We start from the raw sequence: 19767 nt of genomic DNA on the forward strand, positions 1-19767 counted from the left end.
CCAGCTGGCGCCACCGTCTGCGCGGTTTTTTGATGCCACGCGTTTCTAGTACAAAGGTTCCGCATCTGTCGATAGGCCATGTGAACTTTTTGGGGTTCGATGCTTCTGCGCGACAGGCTGTGTCCAGGTGTAAGTCGGAGCAAAAGAACGTATCTCTTCGGGCGCTCTGCCGATGGGCACAGGTATAAACCGCCACATAAATCACACAACAGTTGTCCAAAAGAGACGGCACTTGTGGTGAAAAAGGCTTCAAGCTGCATAGGCGACAACTTTCTGGGAGGAAAGCATGTACAGCACACGGGGCGTTCTGCCCAACCTTCGCAATGGCCAGTGAGGTAACCCCATGGCCAACGTCTTTGCGATCCATTCCGTCTGCGGTTCGATCGCGACGTTTCTCCAAAACACGTACCCCGTCACCCACCACGGCATGCCCATGCCGTCGTGCACGTTCGAGGTGCTGTCGTCCAACCAGTTGGCGGGCACGCTGGACGACACGAACCGCGTCAGCCTGTTTCTTTACCGCGCCACGGTCAACGAACACAGCCGCCAGCAGCGGCCCGCACGCGCGCCGAACGCACGGCCTGCGCCGCTGAGCCTGGACTTGCACCTGCTGGTATCGGCCTGGAGCAGCAGCGCCCTCGACGAGCAGGTGATGCTGGCCTGGACCATGCGCCAGCTGCACCTGTACCCCCTGCTGGACGCGTCCTCGCTCACCCCCGAGCCCGGCTGGGACGCGGACGAGGTGATCCAGATCGTGCCCTCCGAGCTCTCCACCGAGGACGTCATGCGCATCTGGGATGCGCTCGAACCGTCGTACCGCATCTCGGCCTCGTACATCGCGCGCACGGTGCGGCTCGACCCAGACGACTTGCCCGAAGACCGCCCGGTGGTGGCCACGCGCTTCGCGTTCAGAAGTCCGGAGGCGCTCTCATGAGCTTCGTGTTCGAACACTCGCGCGAGCTGGAGCGCGTCGAACGGCGCGTGCTCGGTGCCATGTGCTGCATCGACGCCACCACCGGCGCGCCGCTGGGCGAGCCGCTTCGCATCGGCGCCCCGGCGGGCGCCCGCGTCCAGCGCAACCGCAGTGGCCTGTTCGTGGTGCACGAATGGGCGCCGTTGGTGTCGCACACGTCGGCCTTCCAGAGGGCACCCGGCGCACCGGCGCTGGGCAGCGCGCCGCTCACGCTCACGGTGTCGGATCCCTCGGGCCAGTACCTCTCGCGCCTGGTGCGGCTCGATCTGCCGCGCGACGCGGCTTCGGCCAACGGGGAGGTGCCGGAATCGCTGTTCCGTCCGGTGATGGTGCCGATGTACCCGAGCGCCGCCAGCCGGCTCGGCCCCAACTGGGCGGCCCTGCGGCTGGACGTGCGCGACGCGGTCGGCGGCGATGCCCTGGGCGGTGCGCTGGTGCGCGTGCTCAGCGGTTCTCAGGTGCTGGCGCGCGGCCTGTCCGACTGGCGCGGCGAAGCGCTGGTGCCGGTGGCCGGCATTCCGGTCACGACCTGGTCGGCCGAGCCGGGCGACGTGATCGTGAGCGAGATCGAGGTCACGGTGGAGGCGATGGCCGACCCCGCGAGCATGGCGCGCACGTCCCAGGCCGATGTGGCCGGCGGTCGCGCACCTCTTCTGTTGCCGCTGGTGGATCCGGCGGCCATCGAAACAGCGCGTGCGGGCCTGCCCCAGGCCAGCACGGTTGTCAGCCTGGCGGCCGGTCGACCGCTGCACGTGTCCCTCGAAATCCCCTTGCCCTGAGGAGCCCGAAGGTGAAAGGGCGGTCGCGATCGATGTTCTCTTCAACCGTTGTTCACAAGGAGATGCACCATGCCTGAATACCTCGCGCCAGGCGTCTACGTCGAGGAAACGAGTTTCCGCGCCAAGTCCATTGAAGGCGTGGGCACCAGCACCACGGCGTTCGTGGGGCCGACGCGCAAAGGCCCGTACCGCGTGGACGACGAAACCCCCGAGTCGCCCGAACTGCTCACCAGCTATGGCGATTTCGAGCGCATCTACGGCGGGTTTGCCGACCTGGCGCTGGGCACGGGCGTGCCGACCACGAACTACCTGGCCCATGCGGTGCGCGCGTTTTTCAACGAAGGCGGTTCGCGCCTGTACGTCTCGCGCGTGGTGGGGGCCGACGCGGCGCCCGCCACGGCGCAGGTGCTCGCGGGCACCGACGAAGGCGTGGGCTTCGTGGCGCGCTTTCCCGGCCTGGCGGGCAACGGCCAGGTGGTCCTGCGCGAGGTTACGGCGCCCGCCTCGGAGGCCACGCTGAACAACGCCCCGCAGGGCAGCATGGTGCGCGCCACCATTTCCGGCAACCCGGCGCTGGTGGTGCGCGTGGGCGACACCTGGCGGCCCGCGGCCAACCTGGGCGGCACGGCGGTCACGCAGGCCGATGTGCTCGCGGGCACGCCTCAGATCGTCACCGTGTCGGCACTGGCCGTGGACGGCGATGGCAACAGCGTGAGCCACGAAGACATGGGGTTGGCGCCTTCGCATCCGCGCGGCATCGGGCACGTGATGGCGCCACGGCCTTCGCGCCGCAGCGACCACCTGCAGAACCTGTTCGCGCTCAATATCGGTGCGGGCGTGTCGCCGTCGGAGTTGCACGCAGGTCTCTTTGCCAGTGTCACCACCAACGCAGCCGGCCAGCTCGAACGGGTGTGGGCACTCACCGGTGGTCTCGACGGTGGGCAACCCACGCCCACCGACTACGCGCTCGCGTTGTCCGAAATCGCGTCCATCGAAGACGTGTCCATCGTCGCCGCGCCGGGCAGCTCGGCCTATGGCGCGGGCGACGGCAACGAGGACAACCCGCAGGCCATCGCCAGCGCGCTGATTGCGCACGCCGAAGGCCGGCGCGCCTACCGCATCGCGGTGCTCGACACGCCGCCCGAATTGCTGCCGACCACGGCGCGCACCTACCGCGGCCTGTTCGATTCGAAGTACGCTGCCATGTACTTCCCGTGGGTGGTGGTATCCAACCCGCTGGCGCGACCCGGGCGCGAAGACATTCCGAAGGAAATCGCGTTGCCGCCATCGGGTTTCGTGAGCGGCATCTATGCGCGCAACGACGTGCAGCGCGGCGTGCACAAGGCGCCGGCCAACGAGGTGGTGCGCGGCGCGCTGCGCTTCGAGATCGACGTGAACTTCGCGCAGCAGGAACTGCTGAACCCGGCCGGCGTGAACTGCCTGCGCTTCTTCAGCGGGCGCGGCAACCGCGTGTGGGGCGCGCGCCTGACGTCGAGCGACCCCGAGTGGAAGTACGTGAGCGACCGGCGCTACTTCAACTACCTGGAAGCGTCGATCGACCGCAGCACGCAATGGGCGGTGTTCGAACCCAATGGCGAACGCCTGTGGGCCAACATCCGCCAGACCATCGCCGACTACCTCTACAACGAGTGGCGCAGCGGCGCGCTGCTCGGCAGTTCGCCCGAAGAAGCCTTCTTCGTGCGTTGCGACCGCAGCACCATGACGCAGAACGACCTGGACAACGGGCGCCTGATCTGCCTGGTGGGCGTGGCCATCATCAAGCCGGCCGAGTTCGTGATCTTCCGCATTGGCCAGAAGACGGCCGATGCCCGCGAGTGAGCACCTCAATTTCTCCAGGAGCTGAACCACCATGGCCAACCGCACCACGCCCTACGGCGCCTTCAACTACCTCGTGAACTTCGATGGCGGCGAAGTCTTCGGCGGCTTCTCCGATGTCAGTGGCATCGGCACCGAAGTCACGATCGCCGAGTACCGCAACGGCAACGAGAAAGAGAACCACGTGCGCAAACTCGCCGGCATCCACAAGGTGTCCGACGTGACCTTGAAGCGCGGCATTCTCAACTCGAAGTCCTTGTTCGACTGGATCCAGCAGACCCGCACGCAAGGCCCGGCCGCGCAGCGCAACGTCACCATCACCTTGCTCGACGAAGCGCACGCGCCGGTGCAAACCTGGGTGCTGCGCGGCGTGGTCCCGATGAAATACACCGGGCCGACGCTGGCCGGCAAGGGCGGGGGCGACGTGGCGATGGAGGAAATCGCCTTGTCCGCAGAAGCCATGGAAATCAACGCCTGACCCGACCCGGCGGCGCGCCATGGCCCTGATTTTCGAGACCGCAACGCCAGGGTTGCGCACGGCTCCCGAGCGCGCCGACGTGGCCTGCTTCGTCGGCTTCATCGCGCGCCGGCGCGAGCAGCCGCTGCCCGATGCGGTGCGCCAGCAACTGCGCGAGGCGGGCTGGGTCGACGGGCCTTGGCGCCAGGGCACCGATGCGCTCGAAGCCCTGGAGAACGTGCCGGTGGTGATCGACAGCTGGGCCTTGTTCGACCGCCTCTATGCCTGGGACCAGCGCCCGGTGGGCCGCGCGCCCGATCCGGTGAGCGGCAAGCCGATGCACTGCGCCACCTACCTGGGCGCGGCCGTGCGCAGCTTCTTCGCGCGCGGCGGCCGGCGCGCGGTGGTGGTGCGCGTGGGCGACCCGTGGGCGTTTCTGGAATCCGCCTCCGCACGCGCGGCCAAGCGCCGCGCGCGCCTGGGCCGCCTGCTGCCCGGTTTCGACCACGGCGCGGGCGTGGCGCGCGTGTTCGATCCGTTGGACCCGAGCACCTGGCAGGGCATCGAACACCTGGCGGGCCTGGACGAGGCGAGCCTGTTGTGCATGCCCGATCTGCCCGACGCCTGCTCCACCGAGCCGCGCCTGCCGCCCGTGGGCGTGGCGCTGGCGCCGCCGCCCGAGGGTTTTGTGGAATGCAGCGAAGAAGAATCTCCCTTGCCGGTCGACACCGGCTTGCGCGCACTGCTCGCCCCGCGACTCGACAGCCAGGGTTATGGACCCTGGCGGGTCGCGGTGGCGGCAGTGCGCGGCTTTCTCGCGCGGCACCAGCGCGAAGTACTTTTCATCGGCGCCTTGCCGCTGCCGCGCGAAGACGCCCGCCGCCCCTTGAGCGATGGCGGCGTGCACGCGCACAGCGACATGCTCGCGTTCCTGCGCCGCAGCGGGGTCTTCGAAGCCGACGGCCAACACGGGGCGAGTGAACTCTCCGTGGCCAGCGCCTTCGTGCAACTCGGCTACCCCTGGTTGAACACCACGCAGGCGCGCGACCTGCCCGAGAACCTGGAGCCACCCGATGGCGTGCTCGCCGGCCTGCTCGCGGGCAGTGCACTGGCGCGCGGCACGCACGCCAGCGCGGCGGGCGATATTTCCGTGCCGCGTCTGCGCGACGTGCAGAGCGCCGAACCGGTGCCGGGTTGGGGTGCGGGTCCGTCGTCGCCGGCCGCGCGGCTGGCCGAGCGCGTGTGCCTGTTCGCGCCGCAAGCCGGCGGCTGGGCGCTGCAGTCCGACGTGACCACCAGCGCCGACGAAGCCTGGCGCAGTGGCGGGGTGAGCCGGCTCATGGCCACGCTGTTGCGCGCCGCGCGCCTGCGCGGCCAAGGGGTGTTGTTCGACGGCAATGGCCCGGCCACCTGGAGCCGTCTGCAGCGCAGCTTCGAAGACCTGCTCAAGGGTTTCTGGCGCGCGGGCGCGCTCTCGGGTGCGACGCCGCAGGAAGCCTTCAGCGTGCGCTGCGACCGCAGCACGATGACGCAGAACGACATCGACAACGGCCGCCTCGTCACCGAGATCACGGTGTGGCCCGCGCACAGCATCGAGCGCATCACGGTGGTGCTCGCGCTGGCCTCGGCCGGTGTGGGCCGGTCCGACGCGAGGGAGGTGGCCTGATGCCGTTCGACGCGCAGTTCTCCGCCGGCGCATCCGCCAACGCCTCGCTGGGGACTGGCGTGGGCGTGGGTGCCTCGGCCAGCGCGAGTGCCTCCTTGGGCCTGGGCGCACGCGGCAGCCACACCACGGGTGGGCAGGCGCAGGGCCGCGACGTGGCGGAAAACCTGTTGCCACCGCTCATTCCGTTCCGCTTCCACGTGCGATTTCGCCAGGCGAGCGACGGTGCGCAGCAAGGCAACGAGGTCGACATCTGCAGCGGTGCGTTTGCCGAGTGCACTGGCCTGGAAGCCACCATGGAGCCCAAGCAGATCCGCGCCGGCGGCATGAACTATGGATCGGCGCAGCGCGTGGGGCCGGTGAGCTTCGCCACCGTGATCCTCAAGCGCGGCATGACCAGCACGCGCCACCTCTGGAAGTGGTTCCAGATGGTGTCGGCCGACGGCGCGTACGCCACGCGCATGAACGTGGAGATCGACGTGCAGAACGCGGCCGGCGAGACTGTGCTCACCTGGGCCTTGTCGCAATGCCTGCCGGTGAAGTTCAAGGCCGCCGACCTCAACGCCAAAGGCACCGAGGTGGCGGTGGAAGAACTGCAGTTGGTGCACGAAGGCCTGTCCCTCATCGCGCCCGGGAGTTGACGCATGCCCGAGTCCACCACCGCCATCGCCGAATTCAAGACGCTGCCGCCCGCGCCGGCGCTCACCGTCAAGGCGCACTTCAACCCGGCGTCCCTGCAGTACACCGTGTCGAACACGCTGGGGCCGGCCGCGCAGGGCGCGGGCAGCCGGCAATACGTGAGCGCCACCACCGCCAAGCTGGTGATGGACCTGGTGTTCGACACCACGGCGAAGAACCCGGGCGGCGAAGTGCAGGGCGGCGAAGACGTGCGCACCTACACCGACAAGATGGCGCAGTTGCTCAAGCCCTTTGGCGGTGACGACAGCAAGACGCCGCCGCGCGTGGAGTTCGGCTGGGGCGCGTACAAGTTCGTCGGCACGGTCGAGCAATACAAGGAAACGCTGGACCTGTTCTCGGCCGACGGCGTGCCGCTGCGCGCAAGCGTGAACCTCACGCTCTCCAGCGATGCGCCCAACTTCGAGAGCGAGAAGAACGGCCCGGCTTCGGTCGATTCGAACGAGGGATTTGCGCCGGTGGAAGTGCCCGGTGGCGCGGGGCCTTCGGGCGTGGCCAACGCGGCGGGCAACCCGCGCGCGGCGCGCGGCGTGGCAACCGCCAACGCGTCGGCCAGCCTGCGTTTTGGCGGCAGCGCGTCGCTGCTGGTGGAGGCCAAGGCATCGCTGGGTGCGCCCGCGGCATTTGCGTCGGGCTCGGCGTCCCTGGGCGCGGGGGCGGGCATGGGCGTCGGGGCCAGTGCGGGCTTTGGTGTGGGCGCCAGTGTCGGTGCGGGGGCCGGGATCACGGCCACCGCTGGCGCGGCCTTCGCCGGCTTGCGCAGCGGCGCCACCGCCACCGCCGGGGCCAGCGCGGGCCTGTCCAACCCGCAAGCCCTGTTGCCCGCGGCGTCCGCGCATGTTGGCGTGGCGGGCTTCGCGCCCGGCGGCATGGCACGCGGTGGTGGTGGCGGCAGCCTTGGCACCGACGTGGGGGCCGCCGCCGATCTGCAAGCCCGCATCGCATTCGACTGACCGCATTTTTCACAGGGAGCCCAGCACATGCCCATCACCTTCGAAGAAGTCACCGCCGAAGTGCCCGCCGAGCGGCCCGCGCCACCCGAGGCTTCGGAAACACGCCCGCCCACCGAGGCGGGCAGCGCCGTCGCCACCGAGCAGATGCTGCGCGCGCTGGTGCTGCACGCCGAACGCGAATGGCGCACCCGCGCCGATTGAACCGGAACCCCACATGAGCGAAACCGCGCTCAGCCGCAACCCGCTCTACAGCGCACGTCCCACGCTGCGCATCGCCGGCGAGGCGGACTTGCGCCTGTCCAACCTGCTGATCGGCATGCGCATGGAAGAGGGCGAGGGCGGCATGAGCCGGCTCGAATTGCGGCTGTCCAACCTGGTGGCCACCACGGGGGGCGGCACCGAAGCCGCGTTCGGCGCGGCCTCCGATCTCAAGCTCGGCGCGGCGATCGAGGTGTACGCGGGCGACGTGCAGGCGCCGGTGGAGATCTTTCGCGGCAAGGTGAGCGCCATCGAACACGTCGCCACCCTGGGCGGCGCGCCCGAATTCGTCGCGCTGGCCGAAGACGCCTTGCAAGCCGGGCGGCTGGCGCGGCGCAGCCAGATCTACACCGACATGTCGCCAGCCGACGTGGTGCGGCAGGTCGCGGGCGCGCTCAACCTGCGGCCCACCATCACCGGGCTTACCAGCCCCACCGACACCTGGGCCCAGGTCAACGAAAGCGACCTGGCGTTTCTGCGCCGCCTGCTCGCGCGCTTCGACGCCGATCTGCAGATCGTGGGTGAAGACCTGCAGGTCTCGCCGCGCGGCGACGTGGCGCGCGGCGAGGTCGAACTCGCGCTGTTCGGCCAGCTCATGAGCGCGCGCGCCATCGCCGATCTCTCGCAGCAGGCGACGGCGACCAGCGCGAGTGGCTGGAACCCGGTGGATGGCAGCGCGGTGCAGCACGAGGCCACGCAGATCACCCACAGCGGCCCGGGCAGCGGGCGCAGCGGCGTGTCGTGGCTCGACGAAGCCTTTGGCGCGCGCCGCGAACACGTGGGCCACCTCGCGGTGAGCAGCCAGGCCGAAGCCGAGGCCGTCGCCCAGGCCGCGTTCGACCAGCGCGCGCGCGCCTTCGTGCGCCTGCAAGGCATGAGCGTGGGCAACCCGGCGATCCGGGTCGGTACCACCGTGGCCGTGAGCGGCCTCTCGCCGCAGTTCGACAACCGCTACTACGTGAGCGCGGCCACGCACCTGTACGACCAGACCATGGGCTACCGCACCGAGTTCATCGGCGAGTGCGCGTTTCTGGGAGAAGGTGCATGAAGCCGGGTGATCTGTTCGAACGCCCCATGGGCTGGATGCAGGCCGCCGCCATCGCGCAGGTGGTCTCGCTCGACGACCCCGAGCAGCGCAACCGCGTGCAGGTGCGCCTGCTCGCGCACGACGGCGTTGCCGGCCAGGACGCGCCGATGTGGGCGCGCGTGGTCGCGCCCTTCGCCGGCAACGACCGCGGCATGTTCTTTCTGCCCGACGTGGACGACGAGGTGCTCGTGGTCTTCATGAACGGCGATGCGCGCCACCCGCTCATCCTCGGGGGCCTGTGGAACGGCAGCTCGCCATCGCCCGCCGATCTGGCCAACGGCGAACACCGCACCAAGCGCATCAAGTCGAAGAACGGCGTGGCCATCACCATCCTCGACCAGGACGGCCAGGAAACCCTCACGCTGGAAACGCCGGGCGGCCAGACCGTGACGCTGCAGGACGGCCCGGCCACCATCACCGTGGAAGACGCCAATGGCAACAGCGTCACGCTGGACAGCGCCGGCATCGCGGTGCAGGCGGCGGCCAAGGTCAAGGTCACGGCGGCGCAGGTGGAGGTGAGCGCGGGCATGGTGAAGGTGGACGCCGCCATGTCCAACTTCTCGGGCATCGTGAAGTGCGACGTGCTGCAGACCAACTCGGTGATCTCCACCAGCTACACCCCGGGCGCGGGCAACATCTGGTAGCACGGCATGGCCCCGCGTTTCATCACCCAACCGCCGCACGAAGTCGCCCTGGGCGCGCCGCGTGGCATCGCCTCCAGCGCGGCACCCTTGGTCCTGCAGCGCTCGGACGACAACTTCGTCGAAGCCGTGCTCGACGAGTTCACCACCGAAGCCGGCCGAGGCAAGCTGCGCGCCTCGCGCGCCGCCGCGCGCGACACGCGACAAGTGCTCAAGCTGTTCCAACCCATTCAACGCCAGCACCACTTGGCGGTGTTCGAGGCCTGGTGCGACGTGCCGGGCACGCCGCGCATCGACCCGGCGCGCGTCGAATCCGCCGGCCTCGTCGTGCGCCGCGTGCGGCGCGCGGGCACGGCCGTGCTGGAAGGCTGGATGCAATCGCGCGGCCAGTTGCGGGGCTGGTTGCCGGTGGACCGCATCGGCGGCCCCGCGCGCGACCCGGCCGGCCCGCTGCGCCTGCGCCATGGCCGCACCGGTGTGGACGATATCGACCGCGAGCTGGTCCGCATCGATCTGCAACAGCCCGATGCCCTGCTCAACGAACACGTGGTGCCGATGTTCGCCGCGCCGCCCGAGGTTTGCCGCGCGGCCGGCAAAACCGTGTACTACGGCATCGTGCCCACGGTGAGCAGCGAACTCGCGGAAACCGCCGCCGCGTTCGACGAAACCGGCAGCTTCGGCCCCGAGAGCGCTGACTTCCGCAGCCATCTGGTGCAGGCGCTGCGCGGCGAGCAGATGGACTTTCCGCTCGACGGTGAAACGCTGGATGCCGACTGGGCCGAGGCCGCCGAGATCGCCACCACCGACAAACCGGCCGGCGTCTCCAGCGCCCATTGGGACCAGCTCAAACCCGGTGGCAGCGCGCGCACCAGCCTGCAGCGCGTGCTGCGCTTGCTGCGCCAGCTCGATGGCGAGTTCAACGCCTTCAACGGCACCACCGCGCATGCGCTCGCGCTGCGCCAGCAACTCGCGGCGATCCGCCTGCCGCTCAAGTTGCGCGAGCACGAAACCGTGGCGCGCACCACCGATGCCGAGACCTTTCTGCGCCAGGCCACGCGCGTGCTGGTCGAACGCGATGCCAGCGCCCCTCGCCCAGAGATGCCCACCCACTGGCCCGCGCTGCCCAGCCACCAGGCGCAGGCGCTGCGCCTGGCGCTCTCGCGCTCGGTGGCCGAGCGTTTTGCGCAACTCAACCCCGCGCCCGGCCGCTACGACGACCCGGCTGCGCAATACGTGGTGCGCGCCTTCGTGCGCTTGAAGCCCGAGTGCGGTTGCCCGGCGCGCATCGTCTGGAGCGCGAGCACCGAGCCCTTCGTGATCGCGCCGTGGTACGAAGGCTCGGGCGCGCCGCCGGTGCGCATCAGCCTGCCCGACGTGAGCGACCGCAACCTGTTGCGCTCGCTCAAGCCCAACGTCTCCTTCGCCGTGCCCGCCGCCTTGCAGAACCTGCTCAGCGGCAACCCCAAAGATTTGCTGGAGGGCAAGAAGCCGCCCGATGCCGGCATCACCATCGGCTGGATCTGCAGCTTCAGCATTCCCATCATCACCATCTGCGCCTTCATCATGCTGAGCATCATCCTCGGCCTGCTCGACCTGATCTTTCGCTGGATGGCGTTCATCAAGATCTGCATTCCCTTTCCCAAGAAAGGCGACTCATGAACCGCAGCGCCGCACCCATCGGCTTTCCCTGCCTCGGTGTGCCCGACGAGCACGGCCAGCTCGGTTGGCCCACGCTGGAAGCCAGCGTGCGCGAAGGCATCCGCATCGTGCTCAGCACGCGCCCGGGCGAGCAGCTCATGCGCGCCGACTTCGGGGGTGGGCTCGACCGCCTGCTGCACGAGCCCAACACCGTCGCCACGCGCCGGCGCATCCGCGACCTGGTGCAGGAATCGCTGCAGCGCTGGGAGCGCCGCATCCTGCTCGACGCGGTCGAGGTCTGGGAGGTGCCCGAGGCCCCCAGCCACCTGCGGGTGGAAATTTTGTACCGGCTGGCGCGCACCGGCGCGCCGGGCCGCATGAACGTCAATGTGCAACTGGAGGCTTAGATGCCCATTGTTCCACCCAGCCTCGACGACCGACGCTTCGACGATCTCGTCGAAGACCTGATCGCGCGCATCCCGGCCCACACCCCTGAGTGGACCAACCCGCGCCTGGGCGATCCCGGCCGCACGCTGATCGAACTCTTCGCGTGGCTGGGCGACGCGCTGCTCTACCGCGCCAACCTCATTCCCGAGCGCCAGCGCCTGGTGTTCCTCAAGCTGCTGGGCCAGCGCCTGCGCGCCGCGCAACCGGCGCGCGGCATCGTCGGCCTGTCGTACGCGCAGCCCACCGAGCTGCGCGCCTGCACGTTGCAGCCCGGCGCGCGCATCAAGGCCGCGGTGCCCTTCGAAACCCTCAACGAAACCACAGTGCTGCCGGTCACCGGCGAGGCCTACATCAAGCGCCGCCTGAACGACACCGAAGCCGCGCGCATGGCCGACGTCATCAGCGGCCTCTCGCGCGTGCACCGCATCAGCGGCGCGGTACAAGGCTACGAAACCCTGCCGGTCTTCGCCGAAGGGCGCGCCGAGCCGCAAGGCTTTGACGTGTTCGCGCGCTCCACCGACCGCGCGCTGTGGATCGCCTTGCTCGCGCCGCCCGCGCCCAGCGCCGCCGAACAGCCCACCGTCAACGAAGCGGCGCTGGCCGCGCTCGGCGGCGGCGACACCGGCGCGCCGTCGCTGTTGTCGCTGGGCATCGTGCCCGCGCTGCAGATGCCCACGCTGTTCGAGGAAGTGGGCCGCGCGGCCGAGGTGCCGGTGTTGTGGGAAATGGTGGTCCGCGGGCGCGGTGCGCAAGCGGTGGACTACCTCACGCTCGATCCGCTGCCCGGTAGCGACAGCTCGCAGGGCTTCACGCGCGCGGGCACGCTGCGCCTGCCGCTGCCCGACGAGTCGCTGATCTGGGCGCCGTCCAACCAGGTCGGCGTGAACCCGCTGGCCGGGGTGGGCGACGCCCCGCCCCGCCTGGACGACGCCGAGCGCGCCGCGCGGCTCGTGGGCTGGTTGCGCCTGCGCCCGCGCCCGGGCCAGAACGTGGAGCGCCTGCCGCTGGCGTGGCTCGGCATCAATGCGGTCGAGGTCGACCAGCGCGTGACCCTGAAAGGCCAGGTGATCGGCACCAGCAACGGCGCGGCCGATCAAGCCTTTGCACTGCCCGCCACCTCGGTCGATCCGCACGCGCTGGTGATCGAGGTGGAAGAGGCCGGTGGCCGTGGCTACCAGGCGTGGCACCGGGTCGACGACCTCGCCGCCATCAGCGCCGACGCGCGCGTGGCCCGCGAGGCCGGCGCGTTCGAGCTCGACGCCGAAGCCGGCAGCCTGCGCTTTGGCGATGGTGTGCGCGGCCGCGTGCCCGATCGCCTCATGCGCGTGCGCCTGGCGCAAGGCCGCTTCGGCGGGGGCCGCGCCGGCAACCTGCCCGCCGGCAGCCTGAGCGAGATCAGCGCCACCCTCATCGACGGCCAGCGCGCGCCCGCGCTGCAGGTGAACCAGCCCCTGCCCATGGACGGTGGTGAAGACGCCGAGACCCTGCCGCAGGCAGAGCGCCGCATCCCCGCGACCTTGCGCCACCAGCAGCGCGCGGTGACGGCCGAGGACTACCGCAGCCTCGCCTTGGAAACACCGGCGGTGGACGTCGGCCGCGTCGAAGTGCTGCCGCGCTTCAAGCCGCGCGACCGGCGCTTCGACATCCCGGGCGTGGTCAGCGTGCTCGCGCTGCCCGCTGCGCCACTGGCGCCCGCACCCAACCCGCGGCCCGACCGCCCCTTCATCGAACGCGTGCACGCGCACCTGGCGGCGCGCGTGCCCCTGGCCACCGAGCTGTATGTGATCGGTTGCGAATACGTGCCGCTGGGCCTGTCGGTGGCGCTGCGTGTGCGCGAAGGTTTTGCGCGCGACAAGCTGCTCTTCGAGGTGCGCGAATCGCTGCGCCGGCTGTTGTGGCCACTCGCGCCCGGCGGGCTCGATGGTGAGGGTTGGGCGCTGGGCCGTTCGGTGCGCGAGCGCGAGCTGGAAGTGGAGGTCTCGCGCGTGGCCGGCGTGGCCGAGGTCACCGGCCTGAACCTCTTCGCACGACAAGGCACGGGTGCCCAGGCCGACTGGGCCCTGCTGCCGCGCAACCAGGCCGGCGCGCAGCAGACGCTGAACCTGCAAGCCTGGCAACTGCCCGAGCTGCTGTCCATCGTGGTGGTGGAGGGCATTGAGGCGCCGACGAACCTGCGCGCCTTGCCCAATCCGTTTGCGAGCGCCAACGCCGTCGCGGTCCCCGTGGTACCGGAGTTGTGCTGATGGACGCCAACGGATCCCTTTTCTGGTCGCTGCAGGCCCCCGCACATTGGCCCACGCTGGTCGACGCGGGCACGCACCTGCGCTGGCATGCGGGTTGCAGCGCGTTGCGCCTGGCCTCCGAGCGCGAACTCGAAGCGCCGGCCGACCTGGTGGCGAACGAAGCGGCCGCGCGCGCCGCGCTCGAGGTGGTGCCGCGCGCGCTCGATACCCACGGCACCGTCGCCACCTGGCACGCGCCGAGCAACGCGGTCGTGGTGCGCAGCCATTTGCCCGAAGCTGCCATCGCACTGCCGCTGCCCGAAGCGCCGAGCGACCTGTGCGTCGGCACCGACGGTGTGCTGTACGTCGCGCTGCCCGGCCGTGTGCGGATGCACGACCTGCGCCAGCGCTGGGCCGATGCCGAGGTGCGCGAACCTGGCTTTGAACCCTGGCGCCTGGCCGTGCACCCGGACGGTGGCGTGTGGGTGCTTGAACGCGCGAGCGGGCGCCTCGCGCGCCTGAGCGGCCTGCCGCTGCCCGCCACCACGCCCCAGGCCGACGACTATGCCCCCGGTGTGTTCCGCCCCGATCCCGAGAACTGCCGCGCGCCCGCGTTGCAGACCGTCTCGCCCGGCTGGACCGGTGCGGCCCTGCCCCTGGCCCTGGCCAGCCACGCGCAAGGCGGCTTGCTGCTCCTGGGCTGGAACGCCAACGGCCAGACCTGGGTGCGGCGCTGGCACGAGGCCACGCGCAGCGCCGGCCCCATGCGCCCCTTGCGCGGCGCGCTGCACGCCTATGCCATCACCTGGCTCGATGGCGAGCGCTTCGCCGTGCGCCTGCCCGCGCGCGTGGACGCACCCGCCTTCGCCTGGGATGGCGGTGGTGGCGGCGGCGGCGACATCACCGCGTTGGGCGAGGTGTTCCCGCTCGCCGCCGACCAGCGCGAGGCCGCGTTCGTGCACCGTGCCGAGGGCGCCGCGCATTACCCGGTGCGGGGCGACGCTGCCGAGCCCTTGCACGCCCTGGCCCTGACGAACCTCGCGCGCACCGGCGGTGCCGCCAACTACCGCATCGAAGGCGACCAGCTGCAGGCCCAGCTCATCGACAGCGGCACGCCCGCCACCGTGTGGCACCGCGTGTTCCTGGAGGCGCACATTCCGCCGGCCTGCGGTGTGCTGGTGTGGCTCGCGGCCACCAACGACCCCGAGCCGCCGGCCTCCGACCGGCTCGACGCCTGGCACCCGCACGCCTTCGGGCGCGACGTGCGCTCGCTCAGCCGCGATGCGCGTGCGCCGCACGTGCCGCAGGCGAACTGGGAACACGCGCGCTCCGAACTGCCCGCGCACCCGGGGCTGGCCGCGTGGACGCCCGAGCCCGGCCTGCGCGGGCTCTTCGGCGTGCTGGTGCAGAACGCGCGCAGCCGCGTGCGCCAGGTCACCGGGCGCTATCTCTGGGTGCGCGTGGACCTGCACGGCGATGGCCGCGCGAGCCCCGAGGTGGTGGCGCTGCGCGCCTGGGGCAACCGCTTCAACTACGCCGAGCAATACCTGCCGCGTATCTACCGCGAAACGCTGTTCGGCGACGAAGCGCAGGTGCCGGGCGAGCGCGTGGACAGCATCGACGAAGGCTATGCCGGCGGGCTCGACCTCGGCGGCCTGGCAGAGCCGGACCTGGTCGAACGCCTGGCCATCGGCGGCCTGGCGGTGGGCGAGGGCGCGCGCGTGGACGTGGAGCGCGCCGGTCGCAGCTGGTTGCTGCGCGATGGCACGAGCGCGCGCAGCTGGCGCCTGGTGCTCAAGGGCCACGCCATTCACGTGTACCGCCCGCAGGCCACACCGGCCGATTTCCTCGCGCGCACGCTGGCCAACTTCGAAGGCGTGCTCACACCGCTCGAAGACCGCGTGGCCAGCGCCCACCTGCTCACCGACCCGGCCAGCGCACCCGCCGAGCACCTCGACTGGCTCGCCGCCTGGGTCGGGCTCGCGTTCGATCCGGCGCTGCCCGAAGCGCGCCGCCGCGCCTGGTTGCAGAGCGCGCCCGAGCTCGCGAAATGGCACGGCACGCGCCGGGGCCTGGCGCTCGCGCTCGACGTGGCCACGGGCGGCGCGGTGAGCGGCGGCGAGGTCGTGGTGCTCGAAGACTTCCGCCTGCGCCGCTTGCTCGCCACCCTGCTCGGCGTGGACCTGTCCGACGAGGAAGACCCGCTGTTGCCCGGCCTGCAGGTCAGCGGCAACTCGGTGGTGGGCGACACCCTGGTGCTGGGCGACCAGGAGCGCAGCGAACTCATGGCCTTGTACCGCGAGGAGGCCACGAGCGCTGCGCAGGACCGCGGCATCGCCCAGTTCTACGGCCGCCTCGCGCACCGAGCCACGGTGCTGGTGCACCGCGAAGTCGACGCGGTGGACCTGGGGCTCATCCGCCGCATCGTCGCGCTCGAATCGCCCGCGCACGTGGACGTGCGCGTGGTCACCGCGAGCTGGCCTTTCATGGTCGGCGTCGCCAGCCTGGTGGGTGTGGACAGTTACCTCGCGCGCGCCGTGCCGCCGCAAGCCGCGCGCGTGCAGCGCTCGGTGCTCGGCCTGGGCGACTTCGTGCTCGGCCCCACCACGCTGGACCCGCGCCTGCGCGGCGAAGCCGCTGCGCCGGTGGTGGTGTCCGACGACCCGATCCCGCCGCCGCAGGCCCAGCCGCGCGCGCGCACCAGCCCCCGCCAGCCCAGCAGCAAGCGCCCGCGCCGGCGCAAGGAGGAGTGATTCCCATGAGCACCGCCACCCAGTCCACCACCGCCGACCCGCTCGTCCAGCAGCCCCTGGCCGAGCGCCCGGTGTACGCCACCGGCATGCTGCTGGACGCGCAGGATTTCCTGGACGAACAGACCTACCACCGCGGCCGCCTGGCGCGCGCGCTGGCTTTCGTGGCCGGTGGTGGCACGCTCGCGGGCTTGCGCGTGGGGCACGTGCCCGCCGTCGATGCGGAGGATGCCGACGACGACAACCCCGCGCGGCCCGAAGAAGTGCGCGTCGAAGCCGGCCTGGCGGTGGACCGCCTGGGCCGTCTCATCGAACTGCCGCGCGCGGCCTGCCTGCGCGTGACGCGCTGGTTCGATGCCGAGCGCGCGCGCAACGGCGGCGACGGCCTGGTACAGGCGGCCTACACCACGCCCGAGCGCTTCCTGTCGGCGCGCGCCATCGCCGAAGCCGCCATGCCCGCTGCCGTGCCGGTGCCCGCGCGCGCCGTGGTGGCCGACGTGTTCCTGCGCTTTGTGGCCTGTCCCCGAGGCCTCACACCGGCCTTCGCCGCCGGGCCGTTCGATGCGCTCAACGCGGTGAGCGTCTCGCGCCTGCGCGATGCCTACGAACTGCAGCTCGTGGCACGCCCAGGGCTCGACGACGACTTCAACGGACTGCCCGCGCCGGCGGGTGCCACCGCGCTGCCCGGCGAAACCGAAGCCGAGGGCGAGGCGCGCGAAGCCGCCATGGGCAATCCCGCCGCCGACCTCGACGAACGCCGCGCTGCCTTGCAAGACGCCGTGCTGCACGGCTACACCCGGCGCGAAGACGGCTCGCTCACCCCGGGCCCCGAGCACCCCAACAGCATGGACGCGAGCGCGGTGTTCGTCGCGCGCGTGCTGATCCCGGTGGACGCGGGCGACGCCACCGTGCGCAGCGGCAGCGCCGTGCTGGTCGACAACTTCGGCCGGCGCTTCCTGCCCGGCGCGGGTGTGCTGGCGCGCTGGGTCGGCATTTGACGCCTGAAATTGGAATCTGACCCCCATTTGAAACACGGAGCCTCACCATGAACCTGACCCAAGGCACGGCGCGCCAACCTATTCAGCAAGACCAGGTGGCGCGGTTGCGCGCCAGTGGCGTGCTGATCGAAGACAGCCGGCGTGAGCGGCCGTTCTATTTCGATGGCCGCTTTCTCGCCGCGCGCGATCTCATCCGCGACCAGCAGTACTTCCTCACGCGCGAAGCCGACCTGGGCCAGGCCTCGGGCAGCGGCGTGGCCACGGGGCTGTTCGTGAACGAAGGCGGCGCACCGCAAACGTTGCGCGTGCAGGCGGGCCACGGTGTCACGCCCTCGGGCGAACTGGTGCTGTTGCCCCGCGCGATCGACGTGCAACTGGCCAACATCCCGGTGGCCGAACAGCTCTCGGCCAAGTTCGGCTTGTCGCGCCTGCCGGTGCCGCCGCTGCGCAGCCGCACCGGGCTCTTCGTGCTGGCCCTGCGGCCGGTGGAGTTCACCGCCAACCCGATTGGCGCGTACCCCACCTCCATCACCGGCCAGCGCACGGTGGAAGACGGCGACGTGATCGAGGCCACCGCCGTGGTGCTCGTGCCCTGGCAGGACGACGGCGCGGCCGACGCGCTCGACGCGCGCCGGGGCCGCGCGGCGCGCGCCATCTTCACGCAGGACACGGCGGCCGGCGTGTCGGCCAATGTGCTGCCCCTGGCCATGATCGCGCTGCAGAACAACACCGTGGTGTGGATCGACGAGGCCATGGCGCGGCGCGAACTCGGCGCCGACAGGGGCGATCTGCCGGGCCTGGGTTTCGCGCCGCGCGGCCTGCGCCTGGCGCACCTGATGCAGCACCAGGCGCACCTGGCCGACGTGGTCTCGCGCAGCGGAGGGCGGGGCTTTCCGGCGAGCACGCATTTCCCGGCCCTGCCACCAGCCGGGCCGCTGCCACCCGGTGTGATCCACGCGCAGGACTTCACGCAGAACTACTTCCCCGCCGAGGTCGATGTCGACTTCAGCATCATCCCGGAAGACGAGTTGCCCGCGCTGATCGAAGAGGCGCTGGCGCTGCAGCCGATCGACCTCACCGCCTCGGCCGAGGCGCTCGATTCCACCGCCGTGATGGTGCTCGCGCCGGTGCCGCGCCACGAATGGCGCGCGGTGGTCGCGCGCCTGAGCCTGGGCACGGCCACGCTGGCCACGCGTCTGGTCAAGCCGGCGGCGCCCAACCTCATTGCGCAGCGCCGCCCGTTCGAGGTGCTGCAGAAGCTGCGCCTGCCGCGCGTGACCGACGTGGCGCCCGTGGTCAGCGGTGCCGAGGCCGAGTGGCAGCGCCTGGCGCGGCTGGGCACGTTGTGGTTCGTGCGCCGCCGCCATCTCGCCTACCGCGACGACCTCGTGGGCAGCTACCGCGAAATCAGCGGCAGCGACGAACGCGAACTCGAAGTGAGCCTGAACAAGCGCATCACCGAACTCGGCCTCACCGAACGGCTGGACTTCGTGGTGCAACGCGCCACACCGGCGGCGGCCAGCGTGGTCATCGGCCTGCTGGCGGGCAAGCGCCTGCAGGAATCGCCCGTGCTCACCGCCGCCGCGCTCGGCATGCTCACCGATGCGATCACCACCGCCGAAACGCAGGGCGGCAAACCCGTGCTCGACAAGACCCAGGCCCTGGGCGTGTCCGCCGTGCTGAGCGCGCCGGAGAAGAACGACGCGCTGCTCATGCTGCTCAAGCGCGAGGCCGAAGGCCCGATCCCGTCCGACGAACTGCTGCGCATCGCCAGCAACACCGAGTGGAACGAAGAGCCGGTGGACGATGGTCTTTTGGAGAAGCGTTTGTTCCGGCGTCTGGAAGGCCTGGGCCTGTCCGAGGAATGGGCCACCGTCTACAAGAATGCCGAGCCCAAGGTCACGCAGGCCGTGATCCGTTTCCTGTCGGACGCGAGCTTCGAAAAATCGCCCCTCCTCACTGCCGCTGCGCTGGGCCTGTTGGCCGAGCCGGTGGTGCAAGGCGGGTTTCTGAAAGACACGTCCATCATCAAGAGCGTGCAGACCGATCTCGCCAACCCGGGCGGCATCGAGGGTCTGGCGGATTGGATCAAGCTGGAGACGCGCCGCCCCTTGCCCGCCGACGAGTTGCGCAAGGTCGTTGCGACCACGGCCGAGTGGCGGCCCAAACGTGTGCTCTTCCCCACGCGCTCGGTCGCCGCCAAGGCCGCGGCCAAGGTGCCTGCGAAGAAGGCGGTGGCCAAGACCGCCGCGAAGAAGGCGCCCGCCAAGACCGCGAGCAAGCCCGCCGCCAAGGCGAGCCAGGCGACCAAGGCAGCCAAAGCAGCCAAGACGGGCCGTCGCAGGGCCTGACGCCCGGGCCATCCGCCG

At 70.7% G+C, this 19767-nt stretch carries 16 protein-coding genes; all 16 read left to right on the top strand.

Annotation, left to right across the window (positions count from 1 at the left end; all coding sequences use genetic code 11):
* Window positions 1-343 precede the first annotated feature (343 nt).
* The 16 genes from F9K07_RS09790 to F9K07_RS09865 all read left to right on the top strand — a co-directional run bounded on the left by F9K07_RS09790 (window position 344) and on the right by F9K07_RS09865 (window position 19749).
* Window positions 344-934 (top strand): DUF4255 domain-containing protein, encoded by a 591-nt coding sequence (locus F9K07_RS09790; RefSeq protein ID WP_159592123.1) that lies wholly within the window; start codon window positions 344-346, stop codon window positions 932-934.
* The gene (locus F9K07_RS09795) at window positions 931-1752 is read left to right on the top strand and encodes a hypothetical protein (protein ID WP_159592126.1); all 822 of its coding nucleotides are present in this window, start codon (window positions 931-933) and stop codon (window positions 1750-1752) included. The genes F9K07_RS09790 and F9K07_RS09795 overlap by 4 nt, the downstream gene beginning before the upstream one ends.
* Before the next feature lie 69 nt (window positions 1753-1821).
* The gene (locus F9K07_RS09800) at window positions 1822-3591 is read left to right on the top strand and encodes a phage tail sheath subtilisin-like domain-containing protein (protein WP_159592129.1); all 1770 of its coding nucleotides are present in this window, start codon (window positions 1822-1824) and stop codon (window positions 3589-3591) included.
* Window positions 3592-3622: 31 nt separating this feature from the next.
* The gene (locus F9K07_RS09805) at window positions 3623-4066 is read left to right on the top strand and encodes a phage tail protein (protein ID WP_159592132.1); all 444 of its coding nucleotides are present in this window, start codon (window positions 3623-3625) and stop codon (window positions 4064-4066) included.
* Between the two features lie 19 nt (window positions 4067-4085).
* Complete coding sequence (locus F9K07_RS09810) at window positions 4086-5711, top strand: phage tail sheath C-terminal domain-containing protein (RefSeq protein WP_159592135.1); 1626 nt, start codon at window positions 4086-4088, stop codon at window positions 5709-5711.
* Window positions 5711-6349 carry a phage tail protein gene (locus F9K07_RS09815; protein ID WP_159592138.1) on the top strand — a complete coding sequence of 213 codons (639 nt, stop codon included), beginning with the start codon at window positions 5711-5713 and terminating at the stop codon, window positions 6347-6349. The genes F9K07_RS09810 and F9K07_RS09815 overlap by 1 nt, the downstream gene beginning before the upstream one ends.
* A gap of 3 nt (window positions 6350-6352) precedes the next feature.
* Window positions 6353-7357, top strand: coding sequence for a CIS tube protein (locus tag F9K07_RS09820; protein WP_159592141.1), 1005 nt, complete (start codon window positions 6353-6355; stop codon window positions 7355-7357).
* A gap of 27 nt (window positions 7358-7384) precedes the next feature.
* Window positions 7385-7558: a hypothetical protein gene (locus F9K07_RS09825; protein WP_159592144.1), complete on the top strand. Its 174-nt coding sequence runs from the start codon at window positions 7385-7387 to the stop codon at window positions 7556-7558.
* A gap of 13 nt (window positions 7559-7571) precedes the next feature.
* Window positions 7572-8663 carry a phage late control D family protein gene (locus F9K07_RS09830; protein ID WP_159592147.1) on the top strand — a complete coding sequence of 364 codons (1092 nt, stop codon included), beginning with the start codon at window positions 7572-7574 and terminating at the stop codon, window positions 8661-8663.
* Window positions 8660-9346, top strand: a complete 687-nt coding sequence (locus F9K07_RS09835) for a phage baseplate assembly protein V (RefSeq protein WP_159592150.1) — start codon at window positions 8660-8662, stop codon at window positions 9344-9346. Before F9K07_RS09830 ends, F9K07_RS09835 begins: the two co-directional genes overlap by 4 nt.
* 6 nt (window positions 9347-9352) lie before the next feature.
* Entirely contained in the window at window positions 9353-11002 is a 1650-nt protein-coding gene (locus F9K07_RS09840; protein WP_159592153.1) for a hypothetical protein, read from the top strand.
* On the top strand, window positions 10999-11388 hold the full coding sequence (locus tag F9K07_RS09845; protein ID WP_159592156.1) for a GPW/gp25 family protein: 390 nt from the start codon (window positions 10999-11001) through the stop codon (window positions 11386-11388). The genes F9K07_RS09840 and F9K07_RS09845 overlap by 4 nt, the downstream gene beginning before the upstream one ends.
* Window positions 11389-13671, top strand: coding sequence for a putative baseplate assembly protein (locus F9K07_RS09850; protein WP_159592159.1), 2283 nt, complete (start codon window positions 11389-11391; stop codon window positions 13669-13671).
* Window positions 13671-16403 (top strand): phage tail protein, encoded by a 2733-nt coding sequence (locus tag F9K07_RS09855; protein WP_159592162.1) that lies wholly within the window; start codon window positions 13671-13673, stop codon window positions 16401-16403. The genes F9K07_RS09850 and F9K07_RS09855 overlap by 1 nt, the downstream gene beginning before the upstream one ends.
* 5 nt (window positions 16404-16408) lie before the next feature.
* The gene (locus tag F9K07_RS09860) at window positions 16409-17398 is read left to right on the top strand and encodes a hypothetical protein (protein ID WP_159592165.1); all 990 of its coding nucleotides are present in this window, start codon (window positions 16409-16411) and stop codon (window positions 17396-17398) included.
* A 47-nt stretch (window positions 17399-17445) separates the two neighbouring features.
* Window positions 17446-19749 (top strand): hypothetical protein, encoded by a 2304-nt coding sequence (locus F9K07_RS09865; protein WP_159592168.1) that lies wholly within the window; start codon window positions 17446-17448, stop codon window positions 19747-19749.
* Window positions 19750-19767: the final 18 nt, after the last annotated feature.

Origin of the sequence: Hydrogenophaga sp. BPS33, from assembly GCF_009859475.1 — a bacterium.
Taxonomy (GTDB): Bacteria; Pseudomonadota; Gammaproteobacteria; order Burkholderiales; family Burkholderiaceae_C; genus Hydrogenophaga.